The 20091-nt window shown below is 69.1% G+C and carries 20 protein-coding genes; 8 read left to right on the top strand and 12 right to left on the bottom strand.

Annotated features, from left to right (window positions below; genetic code table 11):
• Nucleotides 1–116: 116 nt before the first annotated feature.
• Together ACZ52J_RS27325 and ACZ52J_RS27320 are read right to left on the bottom strand one after the other, a co-directional pair.
• A complete protein-coding gene (locus tag ACZ52J_RS27325; RefSeq protein ID WP_465622474.1) occupies nucleotides 117–980 on the bottom strand; it encodes an ABC-2 transporter permease in 864 nt (287 codons plus the stop codon).
• Nucleotides 977–1888: an ABC transporter ATP-binding protein gene (locus tag ACZ52J_RS27320; RefSeq protein ID WP_465622472.1), complete on the bottom strand. Its 912-nt coding sequence runs from the start codon at nucleotides 1886–1888 to the stop codon at nucleotides 977–979. Before ACZ52J_RS27320 ends, ACZ52J_RS27325 begins: the two co-directional genes overlap by 4 nt.
• A 191-nt stretch (nucleotides 1889–2079) precedes the next feature.
• Here ACZ52J_RS27320 and ACZ52J_RS27315 point away from each other — a divergent pair, with 191 nt between their 5' ends.
• On the top strand, nucleotides 2080–3210 hold the full coding sequence (locus tag ACZ52J_RS27315) for a sensor histidine kinase (protein ID WP_465622471.1): 1131 nt from the start codon (nucleotides 2080–2082) through the stop codon (nucleotides 3208–3210).
• On the top strand, nucleotides 3207–3893 hold the full coding sequence (locus tag ACZ52J_RS27310; RefSeq protein WP_465622469.1) for a response regulator: 687 nt from the start codon (nucleotides 3207–3209) through the stop codon (nucleotides 3891–3893). The genes ACZ52J_RS27315 and ACZ52J_RS27310 overlap by 4 nt, the downstream gene beginning before the upstream one ends.
• A 144-nt stretch (nucleotides 3894–4037) precedes the next feature.
• On the opposite strand, the gene ACZ52J_RS27305 is transcribed toward ACZ52J_RS27310, so the two are convergent.
• The gene (locus ACZ52J_RS27305; protein ID WP_465622589.1) at nucleotides 4038–4433 is read right to left on the bottom strand and encodes a Tn3 family transposase; all 396 of its coding nucleotides are present in this window, start codon (nucleotides 4431–4433) and stop codon (nucleotides 4038–4040) included.
• A gap of 78 nt (nucleotides 4434–4511) precedes the next feature.
• Between ACZ52J_RS27305 and ACZ52J_RS27300 the strand changes: the two genes are divergently transcribed.
• The 3 genes from ACZ52J_RS27300 (at nucleotide 4512) to ACZ52J_RS27290 (ending at nucleotide 7937) form a co-directional block, all read left to right on the top strand.
• Nucleotides 4512–6116 (top strand): tyrosine-type recombinase/integrase, encoded by a 1605-nt coding sequence (locus ACZ52J_RS27300; RefSeq protein WP_465622467.1) that lies wholly within the window; start codon nucleotides 4512–4514, stop codon nucleotides 6114–6116.
• 473 nt (nucleotides 6117–6589) lie between these two features.
• Nucleotides 6590–7333, top strand: coding sequence for a tyrosine-type recombinase/integrase (locus ACZ52J_RS27295; RefSeq protein WP_465622466.1), 744 nt, complete (start codon nucleotides 6590–6592; stop codon nucleotides 7331–7333).
• Nucleotides 7334–7373: 40 nt separating this feature from the next.
• Nucleotides 7374–7937, top strand: coding sequence for a GNAT family N-acetyltransferase (locus tag ACZ52J_RS27290; RefSeq protein WP_465622465.1), 564 nt, complete (start codon nucleotides 7374–7376; stop codon nucleotides 7935–7937).
• Between the two features lie 127 nt (nucleotides 7938–8064).
• Here ACZ52J_RS27290 and ACZ52J_RS27285 read toward each other — a convergent pair whose 3' ends face one another.
• The 5 genes from ACZ52J_RS27285 to ACZ52J_RS27265 form a co-directional block, all read right to left on the bottom strand.
• The gene (locus ACZ52J_RS27285) at nucleotides 8065–9603 is read right to left on the bottom strand and encodes an ISL3 family transposase (protein ID WP_465622587.1); all 1539 of its coding nucleotides are present in this window, start codon (nucleotides 9601–9603) and stop codon (nucleotides 8065–8067) included.
• Between the two features lie 81 nt (nucleotides 9604–9684).
• Entirely contained in the window at nucleotides 9685–11220 is a 1536-nt protein-coding gene (locus tag ACZ52J_RS27280; protein ID WP_465622463.1) for an FAD-dependent monooxygenase, read from the bottom strand.
• 216 nt (nucleotides 11221–11436) lie between these two features.
• Entirely contained in the window at nucleotides 11437–12033 is a 597-nt protein-coding gene (locus ACZ52J_RS27275; protein ID WP_465622462.1) for a dihydrofolate reductase family protein, read from the bottom strand.
• Nucleotides 12034–12069: 36 nt separating this feature from the next.
• Complete coding sequence (locus tag ACZ52J_RS27270) at nucleotides 12070–13059, bottom strand: GNAT family N-acetyltransferase (protein WP_465622461.1); 990 nt, start codon at nucleotides 13057–13059, stop codon at nucleotides 12070–12072.
• A 498-nt stretch (nucleotides 13060–13557) separates the two neighbouring features.
• Nucleotides 13558–15027, bottom strand: a complete 1470-nt coding sequence (locus tag ACZ52J_RS27265; protein ID WP_465622459.1) for an MFS transporter — start codon at nucleotides 15025–15027, stop codon at nucleotides 13558–13560.
• Nucleotides 15028–15178: 151 nt separating this feature from the next.
• Here ACZ52J_RS27265 and ACZ52J_RS27260 point away from each other — a divergent pair, with 151 nt between their 5' ends.
• Nucleotides 15179–15742 carry a TetR/AcrR family transcriptional regulator gene (locus ACZ52J_RS27260; RefSeq protein ID WP_465622458.1) on the top strand — a complete coding sequence of 188 codons (564 nt, stop codon included), beginning with the start codon at nucleotides 15179–15181 and terminating at the stop codon, nucleotides 15740–15742.
• A gap of 100 nt (nucleotides 15743–15842) precedes the next feature.
• Here the strand turns inward: ACZ52J_RS27260 and ACZ52J_RS27255 are convergent, their stop codons facing one another.
• The 3 genes from ACZ52J_RS27255 to ACZ52J_RS27245 all read right to left on the bottom strand — a co-directional run bounded on the left by ACZ52J_RS27255 (nucleotide 15843) and on the right by ACZ52J_RS27245 (nucleotide 18017).
• A complete protein-coding gene (locus ACZ52J_RS27255; RefSeq protein ID WP_465622457.1) occupies nucleotides 15843–15998 on the bottom strand; it encodes a hypothetical protein in 156 nt (51 codons plus the stop codon).
• A gap of 69 nt (nucleotides 15999–16067) precedes the next feature.
• A complete protein-coding gene (locus ACZ52J_RS27250) occupies nucleotides 16068–17135 on the bottom strand; it encodes a tyrosine-type recombinase/integrase (protein ID WP_465622455.1) in 1068 nt (355 codons plus the stop codon).
• 366 nt (nucleotides 17136–17501) lie between these two features.
• Entirely contained in the window at nucleotides 17502–18017 is a 516-nt protein-coding gene (locus tag ACZ52J_RS27245; protein ID WP_465622454.1) for a hypothetical protein, read from the bottom strand.
• On the opposite strand from ACZ52J_RS27245, the gene ACZ52J_RS27240 reads away from it, so the two are divergent.
• Nucleotides 17961–18473 carry a TopoII/MutL transducer domain-containing protein gene (locus tag ACZ52J_RS27240; RefSeq protein WP_465622585.1) on the top strand — a complete coding sequence of 171 codons (513 nt, stop codon included), beginning with the start codon at nucleotides 17961–17963 and terminating at the stop codon, nucleotides 18471–18473. The two genes, ACZ52J_RS27245 and ACZ52J_RS27240, sit on opposite strands and share 57 nt — an antisense overlap.
• Before the next feature lie 31 nt (nucleotides 18474–18504).
• Here the strand turns inward: ACZ52J_RS27240 and ACZ52J_RS27235 are convergent, their stop codons facing one another.
• Nucleotides 18505–18936, bottom strand: coding sequence for a tautomerase family protein (locus tag ACZ52J_RS27235; RefSeq protein WP_465622453.1), 432 nt, complete (start codon nucleotides 18934–18936; stop codon nucleotides 18505–18507).
• 181 nt (nucleotides 18937–19117) lie between these two features.
• On the opposite strand from ACZ52J_RS27235, the gene ACZ52J_RS27230 reads away from it, so the two are divergent.
• Entirely contained in the window at nucleotides 19118–20041 is a 924-nt protein-coding gene (locus ACZ52J_RS27230) for a LysR family transcriptional regulator (RefSeq protein WP_465622583.1), read from the top strand.
• The last annotated feature ends 50 nt before the right edge of the window (nucleotides 20042–20091 follow it).

The raw sequence follows: 20091 nt of genomic DNA, 5'->3' as shown, positions 1-20091 counted from the left end.
ATGCTCTCCAGGCCACTACCTGCGGTGAGCACGCGGGGCTGCTGTCAGCAGGTCCGCCGTCCAACTCATTCAACGCCCTGGCTTGCCGTCTCTGCCGGTTGCGGGGCTTGATGTGCTCATACGTCGCGGTGGCGGAGGGCCATCACAGCGATGACGCAGGAGACAATGCCCCAGACGGGGAGCGCGATCCACGCCTCCGTGTTGGACGGGTGGTAGCCGACGATGTGCCCGGATCCGAGGTGTGTGAGCTGGAGGAACGCGGAGAACGGCAGGGCGTTGCTCACCTGCTCGAAGAAGTTGCCGGTGTGCAGCAGCTTGTCGTCGGGCGCCAGCAGGCCCATCGGCACGATCATGAAGTTGACGAAGAGGACGAAGATAGTGACCGCGCCGTTGCGGATGAGCGTGCCAACGGCCATCCCGATCAGGCCGGACACCGGGAACGTGATCACGACGGCCGCGAGGAGGCCTGGCAGACCGGGGGTGCTCCAGGAGAACGCGGTGATGCGGTCCGAGTAGATTGCCATGGCGATGCCCCATGAGCCGACGCCGACGAGCAGGCCGATGGCCCCCAGTACGGCCGTCACGACGGCGGCCTTGGCCAGCACCACTCGACTGCGGGCCGGAACGGCGAGGAACGTCGTGCGGATCAGCCCGTTGGCGTGCTCGCCGACCACGGTCTGCGCGCCGATCGCGCCAGCAACGGTCATGAGCAGGAGATACGCCGGGGGGTAGAGGGTTTCGTGCCCGGGGTCGAAGATCTGCTTGAAGTCGTCCTCGAAGCCCGGCCAGGCGGTGTAAGCCTGGTTGGCGCCGTCGTAGGCGACGTACCAGGCCAGGACGACGATGCCGGCCAGCACGATCAAGGTCGAGCGCAGTGAGCAGAGCTTGATCCATTCGGCGTCGAGCAGGTCGCGCCAGCGCGGAGGAGTCCCGACAGCGGACCGGACGGTGGCCGTGGGTGAGGTGGTGAGCGTGGTCATCGGGGGTCTCCGGCGCGGTATTGGACACTGTCGGCGGTCAGCTGCATGAACGCGTCTTCCAGCGATCCGCCATGGGCGGTGACTTCGTGGACCATGACGCGGTGGGTGAAGGCGAGCTCGTTGATACGGGCCGCAGTCAGGCCGGTGACGCTTAGGGTTCCCTGGGACTCCGCCAGCACCGACGCGCCGGCGTTGCGCAGGACCTCCGCCAAGGCGTCCGGGTCGGGGGTACGTACGGTGACGCCGGCATTGGCGGCACGGGCGGCGAAGTCGCCGACCGGATCGTCGGCGATCAGCCTGCCGCCTCCGATGACGATGAGGTGGTCGGCGGTGTTCGCCATCTCGCTCATCAGGTGGCTGGAGACGAACACGGTCCGCCCCTCACCGGCCAGGCGGCGGAACAGCTCGCGCGCCCACCGGATGCCCTCTGGGTCCAGGCCGTTGACCGGCTCGTCGAAGAGCAGGACGGGCGGGTCACCGAGCAGGGCGGCGGCGATGCCCAGGCGCTGCCGCATGCCGAGGGAGAATCCGCCGATCCGCCGACGGCCCGCCTCGCCCAGGCCGACCGTCTCCAGGACCTCCTGGACCCGACGTCGGGGCAGGCCGTTGCTGCAGGCCAGTGCGGCCAGATGCGCGTTCGCGGTGCGTCCCTTGTGGACGTCATTGGCATCCAGCAGGGCGCCGACGTGGCGCAGTCCGGTGCCAAACGCGCGGAACGGGCGGCCGTCGATAGTGGCGGTGCCGCTGGTGGGGGCGTTCAGCCCCAGGAGCATGCGCAGCGTGGTGCTCTTACCTGCGCCGTTGGGGCCGAGGAACCCGGTCACCTGCCCGGGCCGCACGGTGAAGGTCAGGCCGTTCACAGCCAGGACGCTGCCGTAGTGCTTGGTGAGTTGGTTGAGTTCAATCACCCGGCCAACGCTGTCGCAGGCCGGCCCCGTACAGCGTCCGGACACAGGCGGACCCCCCGAACGAGCCGGTCCCCCTGCGGGCGTACGCCCGCAGGGGGACGCCCGGCGGTGGATTGGATGGCTACGATCGGCCAGTGGATCAAGTAATGCCGCGGCCCCCGCTGCTGAGACGGATACCCCCGGGCGCATGGATGGCGGTCACCCGTTGTGTGGCCGGCCTATTCGCGCTGGTGCTGTTCACCTCGATGAACGTCTTCTTCTACCTTTCCCAGGATCGATTCCTTCGCTGGGGGCTTTGGGCCGGGGCGGGCGTGGCCGTCGTCATGGCGTTGCCGATCGGAGTGGCCCGCCGTCGACCGCTGCCGGTGCTCGGGCTGATGCTCGCCGAGTCGATAGCGGTCATGGTCCTCAGGGAGCGGACGTGGCCGCTGTTCCCGGCCATGGATGTTCTGATCTGTTACATCGCGGCCACCCGACCGCGCCGAACCGGCATCGCGGCCGCCGGCATCGTGCTGGCCGTCTGGGCTGGCGCATTCATGGGCAACTGGGCGACCGCGCCCCGTGCGAACGAGATGGTCAGCGATCTGCTCTCCGAGATGTCGGGCGCCGCCTTGACCGTCGTCATCGCCTGGATGATCGGCAACTCGATCCGCCAGCGGCGCGACTACAGTGAGGCCTTGCACGCGGAGGCAGCAGCCCGGGCGGTGGTCGCCGAACGGCTGCGGATCGCCCGCGAACTGCACGACATAGTCGCCCACAGCATCGGCGTCATCGCGATCCAGGCCGGCGCGGCAAGCCTGGTCATCGACACCCAGCCGGCCGGAGCGCGCAAGGCGCTGAGCGCCATCGAGATCACCAGCCGCGAGACGCTGGCCGGACTGCGGCGCATGCTCGGCGCGCTCCACCAAGCGGAAGCGGATCCGGCGAAAGCCGCTCCGGCAGCGGGATTGGAGGCCGTTGACCGGTTGGCCGACGCGACGGCCGACGCCGGAGTCCGGGTTGAGGTGCACTGGCTGGGGCAGCGGCGCCCGTTGCCCCCCGAGATCGACCTGGCCGCCTTCCGGATCATCCAGGAATCGGTCACCAACGCGGTGCGCCATTCAGGCACCCGCCACTGCCAGGTGTCCGTGGAGTACCTGGACGAGGAGCTGGTCATCGAGGTCGTCGACGACGGGCGCGGCCCTGTGCGTGCCGATGCGGCGGCGAGGGCCGGCTATGGGATCTCCGGGATGCGCGAGCGGGTTGCCCTGCTGAACGGCCGGTTCAGCGCCGGGTCCAGGCCCGAAGGCGGCTTCCGGGTGGCGGCTAGGCTGCCGACATGACGATCCGTATCGTGCTCGCCGACGACCAGGAACTGGTGCGCGCCGGGCTGAGCATGGTCATCGCCGACATCCCGGACCTCGAGATCGTGGGCGAGGCCGGAACGGGTGCGCAGGCGGTCGAGCTGGCATCGGACCTTAAGCCCGACATCGTGGTGATGGACATCCGCATGCCCGGCATGGACGGCATCGAAGCCACCCGGATCATCACGGCGGGCTCCGAGACGACGCGCGTCGTCGTCCTGACCACCTTCGACGACGACGACAACGTCTACGCCTCGCTGCGCGCTGGTGCGAGCGGATTCCTGGTTAAGGACATGGCGCTGGTGGACATCATCGCGGCGATCCGCGTGGTCGCCGCTGGCGATGCCCTGATCGCACCGAGCGTCACCCGCCGCCTCATCGAGGAGTTCGCCGGGCGGCCCGAATCCTCCTCCAGCCTCCGGCCGGGGGGACCACCCCCATCGCAGAGTCGGCAGATCGACGGCATCACCGGACGAGAGCGCGAGGTGCTGACCCTGGTCGGGCGCGGTATGTCCAACAGTGAGATCGCCGCTTACCTCTTCATCGGCCCCGCCACCGTTAAGACCCATGTGGCCCGTCTGTTGACCAAGCTCGACGCCCGCGACCGGGTCCAACTCGTCATCGCCGCCTACGAAGCAGGCCTGGTGTCAGCATCCAGTTGAGTCCTGGTCCGGCTCGCCCCGGGGCCGCCGAGCCGAGTTGTCCTTGGCCTCGACGCCGCGTCGGTGCAGGCCAACAGCCCCGGCGGTGCCGCATTCACCCGATGGGCACCGGATGGACCCGGTGCTATCCCTCGCGCGTGCCGCTCAAATGCCGGCGGCCACCGGCTCCTCCTCGGCCACCCGCTGACCGGGAACGGTGGGCTGCGGGCCAAGGTCCAGGCGGGAGTTCATGTCCAGCTCGAACCGGCCGTACGGGTTCACGTGCGTCCGGAACAGCGGCGACAGGGCCCGCCGGTCGGCGTCGGTGAGCTTGTCCGCCCACTTCGACTCGGCCAGGACCTGCTGCATCAGCAGGGTGTTGACGTGGACCAGGGCAGACTGGAGCAGGTGCAGCGCGAGCATGCTGACCTCCTGGCTCTCCTTGTCCGCGCCGGTCAGGTCGCCGTCCTTGCCGTAGAACAGGTCCTGGTTGGCGGAGTTCCAGTTCTCCACCACCTGCAAGCCCTCGTGGATCTCCTGCCGCAGCTCGACGTCCGCCAGGTAGTTATCAGTTACGTGGAATCACGCAGCGGGATCCACTCTGGACCCCGGGGCGTCACCACGGACTGAGGAGACTCATTGGGCATCTCAACGGTGCTGGAGGAGAAGTGGCCGATCCTCGGCCGTCACGAGCAGGCGGCTGAGTGGCTGCAGGTGTGGACAGACCTGGGCCGGGCCCCGCGCACGATCGACGCGTACGCCCGCGGACTGGCCGAGTATCTGCAGGTCTGCGAGCGGGAGAATGTCGACCCGGTGGCCGCGAGCCGCGCGCACGTCGCCGTCTTCGTCCGCGAGCTCACCACCCGGCCCAGCCGCCGGGGCACCAACGTGCTGGCCATCGACTCCGGTGCCGGGCTGGCGAACGCCACGCTGCAGCAGCGGCTGGTGCCGGTCCGCCTGTTCTACGACTTCCTCATCGAGGAGGGGCTGCGCGAGTCGAACCCGGTCGGACGCGGCCGCTACACGCCCGGTCGCCGGTTCGGCGGCCACCAGCGCGGCCTGGTGCCGCGCCTGACCAAGCTGCCGTGGATCCCCGGTGAACAGCAGTGGCTTGACGTGCTGTCCGTCTTCCGGGACGAGCCGATCCGTAACCGTGTGATGCTCGCGCTCGCCTACGACGCCGCCCTGCGGCGCGAGGAGCTGTGCTCGCTGCGGACCGACGACTTGGACCCGGCCCACCGGATGCTGCGGGTCCGGGCGGAGACGACGAAGAACCGGTTGGAGCGGGTGGTGCCGTACTCGGCGGCCACGGGCGTCCTGTTCTCCCGCTACCTGGCCCACCGGTCCACCATCAGCCGGGCCCGCGGACCGCTGTTCCTGTCGGAGTCGCGCCGCAACCACGCCGAGCCGCTGACCTTGTGGACGTGGTCGAAGGTGGTCCGCCGAGTCGCACTGGCCGCCGGGGTCCCGCGGTTCTCCACCCACACCACCCGGCACCTGTGCCTGACCGATCTGGCCCGCATGGGTTGGGAACTGCACGCCATCGCCACCTTCGCCCGCGATGCACCCGAGTGGGACACGATCGGCCGCTTGCTGCGTCCTCTGGACGATGCCCGTGCGGCGATGCACTGCCCGGACACTCCGCACCACCGCCGCGCTATCACCGATGCGATCGGTCTCATCCTGCTGCGGGCAGCAGAACTGGGGACCGCCTACTGGGCATGGATGCCGGACGAGTGGCTGCGGCTGATCGGCACCAGCGCGGACGAGTTCGAAAAGCCCTGGCCCGGCTGGATCGACGGCACCGTCCGCCCCTACGTCGCCGCCTACGGCTACCTGCTCTGCGGCTTCACCGATTTCGACCGCCTGGGCCCCTTCAACCGGCTCGCGTTGACCTGGCGTGTGTTTGGCACGGAACCCGTCGACCGCTCCATCCAGCAGGTCACGGACGTCCTCGGCAGGTGGGGCTATCGCATCGGCCGCGGTGAGGACCAGCGCCTGCCCACCGTGCTCTGCCAGGCGTTCTTGCTCAACCGCAGCCCGCTGCTGGAGGACCTGACCACGGATGCCTTCGCCCGCCTGCGGAAGGAATCGGCGTGGGCGCGCTGGCACACCGGTTCCCTTCATGGCATCCAGCGGGCCGTCGCCGCGCTCGGCCACTGTGAACCGCAGTACGGGCTCAGCAAGCGCGACGGCGAGCCGATCTCGCCGCGCACGAAGGCCGGATACCTGACAGCCACCTGAACCTTCTTCCGGGACTGCCAGGAGTGGGAGTGGATCCCCCGCCGGTTCGACCCCGCCCGGGCCCTGGCTACCCCAAGGAGCGTGCACGCGCTGATCGGCCCGAACCCCCGCGTGATCGCCGACGACATCTGGGCCAAGCTCCTGTGGGCCGGCCTCAACCTGGAACCCAAGGACCTGCCCGCGAACTCCAGCGGCCCGTGCTACCCGATGGAGCTCATCCGCGCGGTCACGCTGACCTGGCTGTTCAGCGGCCAGCGCAGCGACGAGATCGCCCGCCTGCGGGTGGGCTGCATCCGGTGGCAGCACGACGGGGCCCCCATCCCCGGCGACTCCCGCGACGTGCTCGCCAAGGACGCCGTCTGCCTGCTGGACGTCCCTACCCACAAGACCGGCACGCGTTCACCAAGCCCGTCGATCCTCTGCTGGGCCAGGCCATCGAGGCATGGCAGGCGATCCGCCCCGACCAGCCGACCATGCTGGACCGCAAGACCAGCAAGCACGTCGATCGGCTCTTCGCGATGCGGGCCCGCCGGGTCGCCAAGACCTACATCAACGGGACGATCATCCCGTCGCTCTGTCGGAAGGCCGGCGTCCCGACCGCCGACGTCCGCGGCAACATCACCAGCCACCGGGCCCGCTCGACCATCGCCAGCCAGCTCTACAACGCCAAGGAACCGATGACACTGTTCGAGCTCCAGGCCTGGCTCGGACACCGTTCGCCGGAAACGACTCAGCATTACGTCAAGATCAGCCCGAACAAGCTGGTCAAGGCATACAGCGACGCCGGGTACTTCGAGCGCAACGTCCGCACCATCGAAGTCCTCGTCGACCGGGACGCGGTCACCTCCGGAGCGGCCGCGTCAGGTGAGCCATGGCAGTACTACGACCTCGGACATGGATTCTGCACCTACACCTTCTTCGAGCAGTGCCCGCACCGCATGGCGTGCGCCCGCTGTGACTTCTACACTCCCAAGGCTTCCAGCAAGGGTCAGCTCCTGGAGGCCAAGGACAACCTCCAGCGCATGCTGGCAAGCGTCCCGCTCAGCGACGAGGAACGCGCCGCCGTCGACGACGGCCAGGCCGCGCTCGACCAGCTGCTGGAACGGCTGGTCGACGTCCCCACGCCGGCCGGGACTACACCCCGCCAAATCGGCGCTCCGGCAACGGCGACGCTCCTGCCGATCGTCGCCGTAAATCAAGGAGTACCCGCCGAGTGACGGCCCGCCCGCTGATTCGCGACCTGCGTAGGATCCTCGGATGCATTCCACTGAGTACCTTGCCCAGGGCCCACGCGTGGCCATCCGCCACGTCTGTCGTCAGGACTACGAAGAGCTCACAACGTTGGCCGAAGAGAGCGCTGAGATGCTCAATCGGTGGCTGTCAGCTCGCGAGAACACAGTGGAGGCCTTCGAGAGTTACCTCGCTCGACTTGAGCAGACCGTTCATGAAGGCTTCGTCATCTGCTTGCAGAGCACGGGCGCGATTGTGGGCAGCGTCAACATCAATAACATGATCCGGGGCACGATCCAGAGCGGAACCCTGGGGTATGCCGCTTACGCTCCGACGACCGGCCGCGGTTATATGGCCGAGGGGCTCAGGCTCGTCATGCAACTCGCCTTCGGAGAGCTGGGGCTCCACCGTCTGGAAGCGAACATCCAGCCGGATAACACGCCCTCGTTGAACCTCGTCAAGCGACTGGGGTTCCAGCGAGAGGGCTACTCGCCCGCCTTCCAGTTCATCAATGGCGCATGGAGAGACCACGAACGCTGGGCGATCACCGCCGAGATGGCCCAGGCCGAGGCTCATCAACAGGCGGATTGATCCCAGCAGAACAGTCCTCCTGCCGAGCCAGCCTCTCCTCGTGCGGCAGGAGCTTGACAAACCTGATTCCACAGAATTTGCGGCTCATACAAGATTTTCGTAGCCTGTGATCGTTTCTGAGTGTGTGTCAGCTGAGCAGGATGCGCTGGCGTAGGAGGCGGTATCCGGCGCGGCCATAGGTCTGCCTCTTGAGCAGCTTGATCTTGTTGTTGACGCCTTCGGTGCGGCCGTTGTGCCAGGGCAGGGTGAGGGCGTGTTCGACGGCCGTGCGGTCGCGTTCGAGGCCGGTAGCGTAGGCGTGCAGGAAGGGCAGGGCCGCGGCTCGGACCTGGGCGATCCAGCCGGTCAGCGCGTCGGCGTTGGCCGGTGCCGGGGTGAGCAGGGCGGCGAAGCCGGTCGTCACGGCGGCCAGAGCCGTCATCTCCGGGCAGGCCCCGGCGAGCTGGTCGCGCAGCACGAGCTGCTCTTCGTGCAGGTGGTCGGGGTCGGTGAGCAGGAGGCGGGCCACCCTGCGCGGGGAAAGGCTGGCGTGGTCGGCCTCGACCCGTCCCTGGTTGATGTACCGGACCAGGAGGTTCGCACTGCCGCTGTAGCCCAGTTCCTTGATCTCGGCCAGGAGGTGGGTGACGGGCACCGCGGGGTCCTCGGCGCGGCGTCGGCGCAGGTGGTCGCGGTAGGGATCGACCAGGGTGGGCCGGTAGAGGGGCGCCGTCACCATGCGTTCCGGCTCGGTGTGACGGGCGTAGCGTTTCACTGTGTTCAGGGCGAGGCCCAGGCGGCGGGAGCATTCCAGCAGGCCGACCCCGGCATCGAGGAGCTGGTGGACCTGCTGCCACCGCTCGCGGGTGGTCGCGGCGCGGGTGCCCTCCTGTAGAGGCGGGCCGGCCTTGGCCCAGCAGGCGCTGTGGGCCCTGATCTCGTTGGTCGCGGCCTCGGCCAGGCCATGCCACAGGTGCCAGCGGTCGCAGACCTGCGCGATCGCGGGGTCGGCGTCCGTGGTGGCCTGCGCGAAGCCCCCGGCCCCGTCCCGGCAGACGACCGATATGCCGGGGTGGTCCTTCATCCAGGCGGTGACCGTCTCCATCTTCCGGTCCGCCAGCACCTCGATCCGCTCACCTGTCACGGCGTCGATCAGGATCGTGGCGTAGCGGTGGCCTCTGCGCAGGGCGAACTCGTCGATCCCCAGTACCCGCGGGACGGCCCTGGCCGGCAGGGGGATGCGCATCAGACAGTTCAGCACGCTCGCCCAGGACAGCGCGTGGTGCAGCACGCCCAGCAGCCGGGCCCCGGCCGACCCGGCCAGGGCCACGGCGACCGCGTCGACCACCTTCTGCAGGGCTGGCGTGCGGCGCTGGTAGCGCTGCGTCAGCCCGTCTACCTGCTCTGCGAAGGTGACCTTCTCGCAGCCCGGGTTCTCGCAGTACAGACGGCGCACCGATAAGTCGATCACGACCAGGCGCCCGCCGACCGCCTCGTCCGCGACATGCCGCTCGTATCGCGAATGAACCCAGTCCGATACCTGCCCGCACGCCGGACACACCGCTTCGGCGTCATCCCTGGTCCGGGCCGTGATCCTCAACAGATCTCCGCCAGCCTCCACCCGATCGACCCGCACCGCGGCCAGCTGCGGCAGCAGGTCCCCCACCACGACAACACACGCAGCCAGCCTCTCACCGCCAACCAGCCGATACCAGAGGTAAGTTGAAGCGATCACCGGCTACGAAAATCTTGTATGAGCCATCTTTTTTCAGACACGCTCCGGGGGTGTGCCGAACCAGCAGGCGAGTGCTTCTCGCAGCGCGGGCGCGGTGGTGTCGGCGGGTTCGTCGACGGCCGCGGCCCAGGCGATGTGGGCGTCCGGGCGGATCAGGAGGATGCCGGCCGGTGGGTGATCGGTTTTGGCGGTGTGGATGTCGACGCGGTGCTGCCAGTCCCGGGCGGCCTCGCGAAGGTCCGGGCGGTCGGCGAGGTCGAGGAGGATGGGCCGTGCGGGGCGCATGAGTTCCGCGACGCTGGTGATGCCCTGGTCGGTGTGCAGGGTGAGATCGGGTGCGAAGGCGCCGGTCAAGGCATGGGGCTCGGAGTCCGGCACCGGATAGCGAATGTCATTGTGGGCGACAAGGGCTCCCATACGGCGCAACGCCGGCTCGTCGACGAGCAGTTCCTGGAAGACCTGCCGAAGCGCATCGTCGGCCGCGTCATGTCCGCGCCGCAGTGCCGCCTGGGCTCGGGTCTGCAACAGCGCGCGAGCGCTGGCGAATTGGCGTTCGTCGTGATAGGTGTCCAGCAGGCCGGTCGGCGCCCAGCCGCGGATGTCCGCGCCCAGCTTCCAGGCAAGATTGACCGTGTCGAGCATGCCGACATTGAGCGCGGTGCCGGTGGCGGGGAACAGGTGGGCCGCATCGCCGGCCAGCAGGATCCGTCCGTCACGGTACCGCTCGGCCTGCCGGTCCTTGAAGGTGAAGCGCGACAGCCGAACCGGTTTTCCCAAGGGGACGTCCCCGCCGAGTACCCGGCGAATGCTGTCGCCGAGCTCAGCCAGGGTCATCGGCTCGTCATCGTCGTATTCGGCGGACTCGTCCTCAGTGGTCATGAGGGACAGCACCCCGTCGGTGACCGCGAACGCGAACACGCCGCGGCCTGTTCGGGTGAAACCCGCATGGATCGTGCCCAGCCCGGGGACGTCGATGTCGCCGTTGTCGAGCACGGTCAGCGAATCGGGCACGGTGACCACGGCGAGCCGGTTGACCTCCGGGTACGTGGTGCCGGGGAACGGGATGCCGGCCAGGTCGCGGACTCGGCTGCGCGCGCCGTCGCAGCCCACCAGGTATCGGGCGGTCACCCGGCAGGGCCCATCCGGCCCGTGCACCTCCGCGGTCACGGTGGCATCGTCCTGGCCCACCCCGACCACCTCGTGCCCGCGGCGGATGTCGGCGCCGAGTTCGCGGGCGCGTTCGCCGAGGAGTCGCTCGATTTCTGTCTGTGAGATCGGCAGCGCCCGCATCGGAGGATCTGCAAGCTGTGTGAGGTCCAGATGCAGGCTGCCGAACGGGAATCGGGGAGCGATGTTGGGGTCACTGCTGGCTGCTTCGAACCGGTCCAGAATGCCTCGGTACCGCAGCAGGTCCAGGATCCGCCCGCCGATACCGCTGGCCTTCGGTGTGTCTCGGGGCTGCTGATGCCGCTCCAGCACCAGGGGCCGCACCCCGGCCAGCCGCAGTTCACCGGCCAGCATCAGGCCGGCCGGCCCTGCGCCCACGATGATCACGTCGGCGTCCGTCACCGGACGCTCCCCGCGCGACCTTTCGCCGCGCTCCAACTCGTCCCGGTCATCGACAACAATACGCACTTCGTTTCTCCCATTTCCGCAGGTTCTGGCCTCAGCTGGGGATCTTGCGACACGACCCGGGTCGTGCCGCAAGTCCCGGCGCGCTGCGCCCGTGTGGCGCTCCGAGCGCGCCCGCGCCCGGCCTCCACAAGCGGCGCCCGCCCGGATCACTCAGCTGCTGACGCGCGTGTAGGTGAGGAACATCGCGCCGCTCTTGAGAGCGGTGTGGTCTGCGAGTGTCCAAGTGCGCGGGTCGAAGGCTGCCTTGCGGGAGAACAGCGGGAGCCCGCCGCCGATGGTCAGCGGGCCGATCTTGAGGATCAGCGTGTCGATCTCGGCGTACAGGGAGCCCGCGAGCTCGGCGCCGCCGACTAGCCAGATGTCCTTGCCGTCCTGCTGCTTGAGCTCGCGCACGGTTGCCACCGGGTCGTCGGCGACCAGTTCGACGGCCGGGTCCGGGCTCTCGGTCAGGGTCCGGGAGAACACCAGGTGACGCAGGTGGGGGTAGGCGTCGGTGATGCCGGCCGCGAGACCGATCTCGTAGCTGCGCCGCCCCTCGAGCACAGTGTCGAAGTGTGTGCCCTCCGCCGTGACGGACAGTGCCTGCCGGGCCTGGACGGGCAGCGTCTCCGGGTACTCGGCCACGAGGTGCTGGATGTAGTCCTCCGTTATGGGCCAGAAGCCGTTCGGACCGGTGGGGTCACCACCGTCCGGGCCCGCGATGAAGCCATCGAGCGTGGTGGCGATGTAATAGGTCAGCTTGCGCATGGACTGTCGATTCTGTGAGGAGGATGAGGTTGCGGGTCAGGCTGCGGGCACGTCGAGCTGGAATTCGTGTGTGCGCCGGTAGGAGCGGAAGCCCAGTGCGTGGTTGACCGCCAGCATGTGGACGTTGTCGTCGGCGTTGTCCGTCTCGATCTCGGCTACGCCCGGGTGCTCGGCGCGCAGCCTGCGCACCATGGCGGCTTTGACCCACAGCCCGAGGCCGTGCCCGCGGTGTGCGGGCACGACCGCCGTGTCGTACTGCTGGGCCCGCGGCGGCGCGCCGTGGGGCAGGAGGATCTCGGTGTAGCCGGCCATGGCGCCGTCGTCGTGGACGGCGGCGATGGTCAGCAGTGTGTCTCCGCGGTCGGCGACCACCGTGGCCATGGCGCGGACGCGGTCGGCGTCCCACGCCACGGTGCCGTAGTCCAGGTCTCCGAGGGGCATGTCGTTCATCGCGTTCTTGGCCGTGGCGAAGGCATCGGCGAGGCCGTCGGGAACCGTTCCGGTCCATCCGGTCAGCCGGTAGCCGGGGTGCTCGGCATCGGCGGTCTGGAGCAGGTCGGCCCGGCCCATCTCGTCGAGGCGCAACGTGAGGTGATTCAACGTCAGTGCGCGGCGGAAGCCCCACCGTTCGCTGAAGGCTTCGCCCGGACTGTCGGCCGCGGCTGTGGCGATCAGGCTGCGCCGGTTCTCGGTGCGGCAGGCTGCCACGGCAGCCGACAGCAGGCGGGAGCCGGTTCCCAGGCGGCGGTGTGCGGGGTCGACGTGGAGTTCCAGTTCGGCCAGGTGATGCTGGCCCGGGGAGGTGAACACCCGCAGGCCGGCGACTGCGACCGGGACGCCGTCCGCCCCGGTGGCCAGCCAGGCCAACCGGTGGCTGTCCAGAGCGGGCTGGGTGAGCTGGGCGTGGATCTGCCCGGGGGCGGGCGGCGGTACTCCGGGCAGGTCGTGGGCCGTCGAGGCCGCGACGACCTGATGCCACGCGGCGGCCTCGGCGACCGAAGCGCGCTGGAGTGGATTGACTTGCACTGATGTGGGCAAAGTGATGGCTTTCGTGGTCGGGTCGGTCGTAATTCGCGATGGCGTGAGGGCGTGCTCTCGTCGGTCGAGGCACCGCAGCGGAGGGGGCTTGGAGGGGGCTGGGGCAACCCGGTTCAGGCGATCCAGCTCTGACCGTGCCATCGCGTTCGCGTTCTTTCAGTCGGTGTGGCGCACGAGCGGCCAGTCGATGTCGACACGGGCAGCCGTGGCGAGGTAGTTGGTGAACACGTTGAGAGCGACATGTGCGATGACCTCGACGATCTGCCCGTCGGACAGGCCGGCGCACCGGGCCGCGGCCAGCTATTCGTCGGCAACGGTTCCGCGGTCACGGACCATCACGGCGGCCAGATCCAAGACAGCGGCGGCCGCCTCGGCGCGCGTGTGGCATCGGCCGCACTCAGCCCGGCCAACTTGGTCCCGCGGAACGCATGCACGGACAGGCAGTAGTCGGACCCGTTCTCCTGCGCCACCAGATCGGTGTCGCCGTCAACGGCTGTTCGCGGATACCTCTTTCGAGGTGGTTACCGCACCTGGATCGGTGGAACGTTTCGGCGCCGCGGAGCCTTCCGCGGGCTTGGACCTCGCCAGCCACAGGCCGGTGAACACGGCGGTGGCCAAAGTGACGGTGCCGGCAGCGAGGAAGGCGCTGTCGAGGCCGGCCTCGAAGGAGGCGCCGCCGGATTGCCGGGTGCGGACGATGGCTCCGAGTACCGCCACGCCCAGCACCGCGCCGATCTGCCGGGTGGTGCTGCTGATGCCTGATGCGAGGCCGCCTTCCTGCGGGCTGACTGCTTGGATGGCGGCGCCTGTCAGTGGGGACATGGTCAGGGCGAAGCCGATGCCGGCGAGTCCCAGTCGCCACCACACGTTCGCGTAGCCGGTGTCGGCGTGCACCTTACCGAGCGCCAGCAGTCCCAGGCCGGCCAGGGCCAGGCCGGTGGTAACCACGATTCGGAAGCCGTGCCGGGCGGCGAGTCGGCCCGCGTACGGGCTGACGATCACCATGGCGAGGGATACCGGCAGGGTCTGCAGGCCGGCGCGCAGGATTGAGCTGCCCTGGACGTACACGAAGAACTGGGAGAAGAAGAACGACGAGCCCATGAGTGCGAACCCGACCACGATCATGGCGGTGTTGGACACGGTGAACAGGCGCTGCCGGAACAGCCGCAGCGGCAGCATCGGTGCGGAGCGACGGGCTTCGACGGCGACGAAGGCGGTGAGGAGGATCGCCGCGGCGGCGAAGCTGCCCAGGATGACCGGTGAGGTCCAGCCGCGGGCACCACCCTCGATCAGCCCATAGGTCAGTATCCCCACCGCCAGAACGGACAGCACCGTGCCCGGGATGTCGATCGCGGGGGCGCTCGGGTTGCGGGACTCGCCGAGGTGGCGCAGGCCGACCAGCAGCAGGACCACGCCGATGGGCAGATTGACCAGGAAGATGGCGGGCCAGCCGAAGGCTTGTGTCAGCACGCCGCCGGCCGCGGGGCCTGCGGCCAGACCGATTCCGCTGAGTCCGGCCCACAGCCCGATCGCCTTCATTCGTTCTTGCGGTACCGGATAGGCGGCGGCGAGAAGGGCGAGCGAGGCAGGGCTCAGCGCCGCGGCCCCGATGCCCTGCAGCACCCGGCCGGCGACCAGCCAGCCGAGCGAGGGCGCGAGGCTGCACAGCAGCGACGCGGCGGTGAACACCGCCACGCCGGTCAGGTACACCCGCTTGCGGCCGAACCGGTCGGCGAAGACACCGCCGGACAGCAGCAGCATGGCGACCAGCAGTACGTACGCGTCGACGATCCATTGCAGACCGGTCAGCTGAGTGTGCAGCCGGTGCTGCATATCGGGCAGTGCCGCTCCAACGATCGTGTTGTCGAGCAGGACCATGAATTGGCCTAGGCAGGTCACCGTGAGCAGCACGGCCCGGTTTGATCGACTGCCTACGGTCGCATGCGATGCAGCCATGGGATCCCCCTCAATCGTTAGTTGCCCCCGGTCGCGGTCGACGCGGGGTGGCGATACACCCGAGCGCCCTAAAGCAGTCAGCGACTGCGTTAGGTGACTATAGGGAGGATCGCCTCGCAAACGCAAGTTTTGACTGCGTTAGGGTGGGGGCATGAACGAGCGACAGCGAGCCCGGCGGCCCGGCGGGCGCAGCGCCCGCGTCGGCGCGCAGGTGCACCAGGCCGTCACCGACCTGATCAGTGAGCGCGGCTACGGCAACTTCACCGTCGGCGAGGTCGCAGCCCGCGCAGGCGTAGCCGACAGCAGCATCTACCGCCGGTGGGGCAGCCTGGAAACCCTGCTCACCGACGTGGCGCTCACCCGCCTCAATGCGCAGTCGCCGATGCCCGACACCGGGAGCCTCGCCGACGACCTGCGCACTTACGCGGCCCAAGTGGCCCGCGAGATCACCGGACCCGACGGTCTGGCGGTGCTGCACCTGGCCGTCGCCCTGTCGAGCAGCGGTCAGCAGGGCCTGCAGGCTGGTGCCGACCTCCGCGCCGAACGCACCCGGCAACTGCAGTCCATGCTCGATCGCGCCCGCGACCGTGGCGAACACGCACCCGACGCGTTCGACGTGCTGGACCACATCCTGGCCCCGATGTATATCCGCGTCCTCTTCGGCATGGAGCTCACCCCGGACTACGTCGACGGGCTGGTCGACCGAATGCTGTGACCTCACGCCGTTCCCCGGGATCAGCCCTCGGACGCGGTGCCAAGGCTCCGTGCTCGCCGACACCCGCACGGCCAGCTCAGGCATCCGGCCCTTGGCTGGCTCACACGGCCTGGCTGAATCCGTCGGTCGGCGGGCCGTCTCCGCGGATCGGGGTGAAGTCGACGTCCAGGTGCGGGGCGTAGGCGTCGGGTTCGTCGGCGAGCTCGTGGGTGGAGTCCAGGTCCTCCGGGTCGACCTTCTCTCCTTCGTCCTGCAACTGGCGGACGACCTCGGCGATGTCGGGTGTGCCGGTAAGAACGCTGTCACCAGCCGCAAACGACGAGTGTCACGTGCGGCGACGCGCGGCGGGGTCGCGTTCGGCGACGTGCCGGGCGACCGAGTCGACGCCGGGGCGGGCGTACCGCTCCAGGCAGCGGACGGAGGCGTGGCGGGAGCGGGCCAGCAGCATCGGGGTGGAGGTGCCGTCCTCCGCGTCGTGCGTCAGGGCACTGTGCCGTAGCCGGTGAAGCGTCCAGCCGTCCAGGTCCTCGATGTCCTCGGGTGAGGCGAGGGGGTTGGCCAGCAGCCGGGTGTTCTCCTCGAAGATCTCCTCAGCGCGGCGGTAGGAGAGCCGGGCCCGGCCGGTCTCCGGGCACACGTCGAGCGTCGGGGTTCCGGCCGGGGCCTTGCGGTCGGTGAGGAACAGCGGGCCGCGGGTACGGCGGGCGATGAGGCGGGGCAGGAGCTGGGCGGTGCCGGACTGCCAGTGAATCCACTCGGTCGCCCCGCCCTTGGCGGTGATCCTGCCCCGCTTGTCCTGCGGGTAGAGGTCTTCCACGTTGAGGCACAGCACCTCGTCGGCCCGTGCGGCGGACTCGTAGAGCATCTTCCACTGGGTCTTCTCCCGCAGGGCGACGTCCAGGCGCCACAAGGCGGTGATCTGGTTCTCGGCGAGGGCCTTGGTGCGGTCGGGCGGCGCTGGCCGCCGTTCGATGCCGATCGTCGGGTCGCCGTCGATCCAGCCCAGGCGCTGCCACCAGCCGATCGTCTTGCGGGCGATGGGCAGTTCGCGGTTGACGGTGTCGGCGTCCATCTCGTCCGCCCGCGCTGCCGCCAGTTCGGCCAGGGTCTCCGGCAGTGCCGGGTCGTCGATCGCGGTGACGGGGAAGACGGGCGGCTTTGCGCCCCGGCGGGCGGGTCCGGTCGGCGCGGGTTCGCCGGCGAGCATCCATCCCCATGTCGTCAGCGAGATTCGGTAGATCCGCGCGGAGGACTTCGCGATGCCCGCGCCGGTGAGATAGCGCTCGACCGCCGCGGTGTACGACGCGGGCGGGGCGGACAGCGGCACGACCCGGGCGCTCGGCAGCAGGAGCGCGCCCCCGCTCCCGAGTTCGGTCACCGGTTCGGTCGCCACGCCCGTCCCGTCCTTTCGGCGCTGCCGCAGTAAATGCGTACACCTCACCTGCGGCGGCCGGAGAGCCCGCCGCAGGTCGCGGTGATCACCGTAGAGGCTCCGCCGCAGTAAATCCGGTATTTACTGCGGCACCACCCTGACGAGCCAACAGGTGCGGGAGGTCCGGTAAGCAGAACCTCCGCTCATGCGTCCCTGCACGGTGTCATACCGTCACGACGCGCGTGTGCTCGCATAGTTGGCGACAAGAGTCCTGCTGGAACAGTCGCCGCCTTCGAAGTGCCACCGGCCCGCTGTGCCATCAACGTTCACGCAATGGCGGAGTCGATGAGATGCGGCATCCCCAGTATGAGCCCCGTCCGTCTCCGCTTATTCTCCTTCCAACAGGTGCGCCGCTCTCAGCTTGGCAAGAAGTGCGTTGAAATCACTCTTCAGATGGTCAATGTCCGTCGCGTTCGAGTTCTTCTGATCTGCCACACGCTGTGGAATGGGTTCAATGCACTTTCTGTTTGCGGGAACATCCAAGTCATAGAGCGTCTCCCACTCTAGGTCGTTGTCGTGAGTCACGCCTCCAACCCTCTGGGCCTGGGCCTGGGCCTGGTCCAGGTTCCAGGACCGCGGCTGCTCTGGACCTCCGGAGATTTTGTCACCCGGGTTCAACGGGCCGCCGGCGTTGTACTCCTTCAGCCGATACACAAAGCCATTGGGGGGCGTCGGCCTGACGGTTTGCCCTATGTCGTAGTGCTTCCCGGGAGCCCAGTCACCAGCCAGCGACCGACTTCCACACGCAGCCGTCACCGTCCACCCGATCTCGTCCCGGCGCGTTGAATCTCCCTTGGCACTGATAAGCAGATCACCCGGGCGGTAGAAGTTGCAGCTACCCACCTTGGTATCGAAGGGAGTTCCGCCAGTAACTACACAGATTCGCCGCTCGCCGTAGATGTAACCGTCGAGGTGGCCCTGCGCTGGTGCGACTCCCGCGAGGAGCGGGTCGCGAGCTACGCCAGCAGCCTGCCGACCACCGCCGGCGGCACGCACGAGCTCGGCTTTCGCGACGGCCTGGCGGCCGCGGTCAACGCCTACGCCCGGGAGCAACGGCTGCTCACCCCGTCCGACCCCGACTTCACCCCCACCCAGCTCGGCGCCGGCCTGACGGCGGTCGTGTCGGTGAAGCTCGACCGCCCCGAGTTCGAGGGGGCCACCCGCGACCGACTGGGCAACAAGCCCGTCCGCGCCTGTGTCGCCGAGGCCGTCCGCGAACACCTCACCGCCTGGCTCCACGCCGACCCGGCGCAGGCGACGGCCGTCCTCGCCCGGATCTCGATGCCCACCCGCCCCTGACAGCGCCACTCGGGGGCGGACCGCGCCGGCCTCAGCTCGTCGCCTCGGCACCGGTGGGGACGTCGTTCATACGCTCGTCGTAGCCGGTGGTGGGGTTGACGACGCGGCCGGCGGCCCACCAGTTCTCCCTGGCTGTTTCGACGATCGTCATCAGGATGTCCTCCTCGGGGACGTCGGCGAACAGCCGGAGGTTGTTGACGACCGCCTGGAACAGCTCGGCCTTCTGCTCGGTGGTGCGCTGGTTGAAGGACATCTGGATGAACATGGCGCGCTCACTGCGGCGCAGGCCGAACACGACCGGCTGCATCTGGAAGTTGTCGGGCAGGACCTCGTGGAAGACGTGGAACTGGTCGTCCTGGGGGACCTTCAGCACGTCGACCATGGCCTTGTGGAGGCCCAGGGAGACGTTCCGGCGGTACTCGGAGGGGGTCCCCTGGCGCAGGTAGATGTTGATCAGAGGCATGAACTGTCGCCTTCCTTGTCTTTCCCGGGCGTTGAACGGGCCGATGAACCGTCCACCGGACAGGGCGGCCGGGTAGCCGGCCTCCTGTTCATGCCTTCCACGCTAGGAACGCGGAGGGGCATTCCGCCAACGAATGTTCGGCATGGTGGATATGCTGATCGCTCATGGAGACCCCATGGAGATGACGCTGCTCGGGCTGCGGATCCTGCGCGAGGTAGCGGAGCGGGGTACCTTCACGGCCGCGGCAGACGCGCTCGGGTACACGCAGTCGGCCGTCTCCCGGCAGATGGCCGCGCTGGAACAGGCGACCGGAGCCCGGCTCTTCGACCGCCACCCCGGCGGTGTCCGGCTGACCGGCTCAGGCCGTGCCCTGCTGCGCAACGCCGTCGTCGCCCTGGCCGCCCTTGAGGCTGCCGAACGGGAGTTGCGCGGAGCGGAGAAGGTCGAGGGGGGCCGCGTCCGGCTCGGCTTCTTCCCCACCGCCGGAGCGGTGGTCGTGCCCCGAGCCCTCGCGATGATGCGCCAGGAGCACCCGCACCTCCAGGTGACGACGCGTGAGGGGACCACTCCCTCGCTGGTGCGCGCGCTGCGCGCCGGCACCCTGGACCTCGCCCTCCTCTCCTCCCGGCCACCGCATCGCTCGCCCGACACGGACGATCCGCCCCTGAGCGTCGAGCCACTGCTGGAAGTGCACCTGGCCGTGGCGGTGCCGGCAGGCGGCCAGTTCGCCGAACGGGGCAGCGTCAGCGTCGAGGAGATCGCGGGCGCACCGTGGATCGCCAGTCCCGGCACCGCGGACGAGCCACTGCTCGGCATCTGGCCTGGTCTGCCCGGGCGGCCCACGGTCCGCCACACCGCCCGCGACTGGCTGACCAAGCTCCACCTGGTCGCGGCCGGCGCCGGCATCACCACGGCCACGCCGACGCTGCTGCCCGTCGTCCCGCCCGGCGTACGCTTCGTGCCCGTCGAAGGCGTCGCGGAGGAGGTACGACGCGTCAGCCTGGTGCGCATGCCGGGTCCCCTCAAGGCACCCGCGCAGGCGCTGGCACGCGCCCTGCGCCGGCAAGCCGCCGACCTAGCGGACGTCGCCGACCTCGCGGACTGACCGTCCCGGACCGCTCGAGGATGGGGGCGGTGTCCGGGACGTGGCCGGCA

The sequence above is a fragment of the Kitasatospora sp. NPDC034035 genome (assembly GCF_055575755.1).
Note: the sequence above shows the minus strand (reverse complement) of the source record. Positions and strands in the feature narration are given on the sequence as shown.

What these genes read in the sequence shown, in the direction of transcription:
- ACZ52J_RS27325 (WP_465622474.1), bottom strand. Translation starts at nt 980, where the DNA reads ATGACCACGCTCACCACCTCACCCACGGCCACCGTCCGGTCCGCTGTC.
- ACZ52J_RS27315 (WP_465622471.1), top strand. Translation starts at nt 2,080, where the DNA reads ATGGCGGTCACCCGTTGTGTGGCCGGCCTATTCGCGCTGGTGCTGTTC.
- ACZ52J_RS27310 (WP_465622469.1), top strand. Translation starts at nt 3,207, where the DNA reads ATGACGATCCGTATCGTGCTCGCCGACGACCAGGAACTGGTGCGCGCC.
- ACZ52J_RS27295 (WP_465622466.1), top strand. Translation starts at nt 6,590, where the DNA reads ATGCTGGACCGCAAGACCAGCAAGCACGTCGATCGGCTCTTCGCGATG.
- ACZ52J_RS27290 (WP_465622465.1), top strand. Translation starts at nt 7,374, where the DNA reads ATGCATTCCACTGAGTACCTTGCCCAGGGCCCACGCGTGGCCATCCGC.
- ACZ52J_RS27275 (WP_465622462.1), bottom strand. Translation starts at nt 12,033, where the DNA reads ATGCGCAAGCTGACCTATTACATCGCCACCACGCTCGATGGCTTCATC.
- ACZ52J_RS27265 (WP_465622459.1), bottom strand. Translation starts at nt 15,027, where the DNA reads ATGGCTGCATCGCATGCGACCGTAGGCAGTCGATCAAACCGGGCCGTG.
- ACZ52J_RS27260 (WP_465622458.1), top strand. Translation starts at nt 15,179, where the DNA reads ATGAACGAGCGACAGCGAGCCCGGCGGCCCGGCGGGCGCAGCGCCCGC.
- ACZ52J_RS27235 (WP_465622453.1), bottom strand. Translation starts at nt 18,936, where the DNA reads ATGCCTCTGATCAACATCTACCTGCGCCAGGGGACCCCCTCCGAGTAC.
- ACZ52J_RS27230 (WP_465622583.1), top strand. Translation starts at nt 19,118, where the DNA reads ATGACGCTGCTCGGGCTGCGGATCCTGCGCGAGGTAGCGGAGCGGGGT.